The following is a 4,013-nucleotide window of genomic DNA, read 5'->3' on the forward strand; positions in this document are numbered from 1 at the left end:
GATTGCATCCAGCAAAGCTGGATCAGGTGTGTTTCTCGCCCAAATGATTCGCTCTACTATTTCCGGCGCGATGCTTTGTGCCAACACGCCCGTATTGGAGGGGCGCAGTAGTTCGCGTTCATGAGTGAGTAGAAATATTTTCATTCGCTATGTATTAAAAATCCCCCCACAAATACTGCACCAAGCTGATCACTTCAATTTCGCACCGCACATTTTTCCAGTTAAATCCGCTCCAAAACATATTCCGTATAATAAAGCGGTATCACAATATTGTTTTTTTCTTCTGGCGCTGAACCTTGGGTACCAGTGAGCTTGATGGTTTTATGGGGACTGCATTTTTCGATGTAGGACTGCAACGATTTTGCACGGGTGCGTTTTCCGCTTTTAACTTCTATCGGCACAATCTTGCCTTCGTCATTGGTAATAATAAATTCAATTTCAGCACGCGCATCACCCCAGGAATAACTGGGCTCAATGCCGATGGCGGCGAGCTCTTGTTGCACAAAATTTTCGGCAACAAAACCTTTGTATTCGTAGCCCTGTTGTTTAATTTCTTTGTATCCCGTATTTAACATGTGGTTGAGCAAACCCACATCGAACAAAAACAGTTTTACCATGTTCTCTTTTTGGTAAGCCGCCAAGGGCGCTTTAGGCATGCCTTCAATGGGGTAGTTTTTTAGTGCAAGTCGGCATTGGTGTAGCCAATTGATTGGACTTTCAAACTCCGAGTACCGGGATTTTCGCTCGGCAATATTTTTAAATTTAAACCGCTTTACCGATTCATCCAACACTGCCGCTAACTGCGATGGAATATTCTTGAATACCAATTCAATTAATTGTGCATCCGCCTTACCGGCATATTTGCCAAAATCCCGTTGATAACCGGCAATGAGATCTGCATGGATTTTTTGTACTGCCGCTATGCGTTCAAGAATACTTTTATCAGCATGATCAAACCAGCTGGAAACTGCTTCCGGCATACCGCCGGTAAAATAATAATCAGTTAATTTATCGAATAGCTTGCTGTGTGCAGCAGCGGAATTGGTTTGCGCCTCATAGGCTTTTATCAAAGCGGGTTCATTGGCCGCCCATAAAAATTCCCTGAACGTCAATGGACGCAAGTTGTGCTGTTCCACTTTACCTACGGGAAAACTATTCAACAGTCCAATATTGGAACCGCTAGCAGCAACAAACCAGCCTGACGCTTGCTCGGCGAAATATTTGAGCGATGTCACTGCCTTGGGGCATTCGCCTATTTCATCGAGGATTATCAAATCCGTGTCTGGATTTATGAGTTTTCCGGTCAGTAGCTCCAGGTTTGAGAGTACATCTTGCGGCGCCAGAGAGCCGGCAAAAGCATCGGCAAGCTGGGGATTTTCGAGGAAATCCACACGCAGCACATTCTTAAAACAACCGCCGAGTAGGGTCTGGAGCAGATAGGTTTTCCCTGTTTGGCGCGCGCCATCAATCAGCAGAGGTTTGCGCGTGGGCTGCTCTTTCCATTTCAATAACTTTTCGAGTAATGAGCGCTTCATGGGAAAGATCCTGACCATCCAAGGCTAAAAACACCTTTAGGTGTATAAAATAGGGATTATTTTCACTATTATGCGCCAATAAATGTATTATTCAACACTTTTATGCGCATAAAAGTGTTGAATAATCTTTCCTTGCACTTAGCTTGAAATGCCCGTTAAAAATCCCCCCACAAATACTGCACTAAACTAATCGCTGCTACCGGTGCCGTCTCCGTTCGTAATACTCTCGGGCCTAAAGTCAGCGCTTTAAAATCCTGCTCCAGTGCGTGGGCGATTTCGCGTTCGCTTAGGCCGCCTTCGGGGCCGATTAACAGGGTGACGCTGGCTGGTGTTTTATCAGCGGGGAGGCGTTGGCTGTCGCGGTGATGTAGTACAAAACGCTGATCGGAATTTACCTGAGGAAGCCAATCGGAAATTTGGATGGGCGCGGCTAATTGTGGAAGCAAATTGCGTTGACACTGCTCGCAAGCGCTGATAAGGATATGTTGCCAGCGGTCGTGCATTTTTTCCTGACGGTCGCCATTCACCTTCACTTCAGTGCGTTCAGTAATTAGCGGTGTAATTTTGGTGACGCCGAGTTCGGTGGCTTTTTGTAGCACCCACTCGAACCGTTCGCCGCGCGAAATGCCGATGGCGAGTTCCAGTTCCAGGGGCGATTCACGATTATCCACTGTGTGCTCTTGCACGCTGACAATCACATGTTTTTTATTCACTTCATGGATAGTCGCAGCAAATTCGCCACCGGCGCCGTTGAATAAAATCAATTCACGTCCGGCTTGCATGCGCAGCACTTTGCTTAAATGGTGCGAGGCGGCTTCTTCCAGTTCGATCTGTTCGCCGCTCAGCAAATTTTGTTCGGTAAAAATTCGTGGGATTCGCATAGTCGCTAGTTTCTTAAAAGATCAATTGGTTGCGTAGAAGATCAACTGCGCAAAAATCAATGCTCGGTTTTGGCGTGCAGTGATTGGTCTGTATCATCCACCACAGATTCCGCTATTAACGCAGATTGAATAAATAAACGCGCGGCGCCTGTGTGTTCGGTGAGGGCATCGGCGGCTAATAAAATCGCGCCGGTAGTCCAGGTAGTTTTTTCGCGTGGCCAGATTACATCATCGCGGAAGTTGTAGCCGGTCCAGTAGCCACCATCTGCGTCCATAAATTGGAATAACCAACTAAATAAATTTACCGCTTTGGCGTGTTCGCCTGCTGCTAATAATGCGAGTGTTAATTCACAGGACTCCGCAACGGTTACCCAGGGTTCATCGCTTACGCAGCGGCAGCCGATATTGGGTTCAACAAAGGTATGCCATTTACTGTCGATGCGTTGCTGCGCGGATTTTCCCTGCGCAATTCCGGTAAGAATAGGATAGAACCAATCCATAGAGAAACGGGTTTTGGGTTCCCAGGTGCGATCAAAACATTCGGGATGATGACGCAATGTATTTCCCAGATGTTGATACGCTTTATACCAATGCACCGATTCTTCGCCCAGGGTCTGTGCGATTAAAATCGCGCATTCAAGGCTTTTATAAATTGAGCTGGACGCTGTTACCAACGCATCTTTTTTTGCGCTGCCATCTTCAGCGACTGCCCAATAAATTTCACCCGTCGGTGCCTGGTAGCGCAAGACAAATTCAATCGCTTTTTTTACAGACGGAAGAAATTCGCGTAGAACGCTTGCATCTTCCGTTACTAAATAATAATGCCAAATACCGGTGGCGATGTAGGCAATAAAATTGGTTTCGCGATGATCTTTATCGACCGCTTCATCACCGAGATAATTTGCCCACCAACTGCCATCTTCCAGTTGTTCTTGCGCAAGCCATTGATAGGCGCGGCGTGCAGCTGCTAATTCACCGCCAATGGTTAAACCCATGGCAGCTTCGATATGATCCCAGGGATCAGCCTTACCGCCGGTAAACCATGGGATGCAACCGTTGGGTAATTGGGTTTGCAGGATATAATTAACGGTTGGTCGCAATAGCGACTCGGGGAAAAATCCTTTAGTGAGCAATAAATTCTTCATTGTGAATTCTCTTTCCTGAAATACATCACCACACTTTTTCCCATTATTGGATTTAGCCATTTTTCCAGCGTTTGTGTTAGCCAGGGTTTTTCCATTAAATCCCAGACTAATAAACGATGATAGCTTTTGATCAGCGGATTGGTATCCTGGGTTTTCCACCAGAGGCATTTTAGCCACCAAAAGGGTGAATGCAGTGCATGCGCCCAGTGGCGTTTATAAAAGTTAAATGGACGCTGCTCAATTTCACGGCGCAGATGTGATCCATTAAAAATACGGATATGGCCGCCCTCAACTTGGTGGTATTCGCTGCTTAACCACCAACAAATTTTTTCTGGCCAGGCGCGCGGCACAGTAACAGCCAGCAGGCCGCCAGGTTTTAAGATGCGTTCGATTTCGGCGAGCACACCTTGATAGTCGGGAATATGTTCCAGCACTTCGCTGCAAATAATTTT

General features: G+C 46.5%; 4 protein-coding genes. All 4 read right to left on the reverse strand.

The window, feature by feature from the left end; all coding sequences use genetic code 11:
• Nucleotides 1-221: 221 nt before the first annotated feature.
• Entirely contained in the window at nt 222-1,535 is a 1,314-nt protein-coding gene (locus ACWA6V_RS18320) for an ATP-binding protein (RefSeq protein ID WP_449523846.1), read from the reverse strand.
• A gap of 155 nt (nt 1,536-1,690) precedes the next feature.
• Nucleotides 1,691-2,416 carry a 16S rRNA (uracil(1498)-N(3))-methyltransferase gene (locus tag ACWA6V_RS18325; protein WP_449523847.1) on the reverse strand — a complete coding sequence of 242 codons (726 nt, stop codon included), beginning with the start codon at nt 2,414-2,416 and terminating at the stop codon, nt 1,691-1,693.
• A 56-nt stretch (nt 2,417-2,472) separates the two neighbouring features.
• Complete coding sequence (locus ACWA6V_RS18330) at nt 2,473-3,561, reverse strand: prenyltransferase (protein WP_449523848.1); 1,089 nt, start codon at nt 3,559-3,561, stop codon at nt 2,473-2,475.
• Nucleotides 3,558-4,013, reverse strand: a 456-nt coding sequence (locus ACWA6V_RS18335) for a class I SAM-dependent methyltransferase (RefSeq protein WP_449523849.1), incomplete at its 5' end; no start/stop codon positions are given. The genes ACWA6V_RS18335 and ACWA6V_RS18330, both read right to left, overlap by 4 nt.

It is taken from the genome of Cellvibrio sp. (assembly GCF_053579595.1).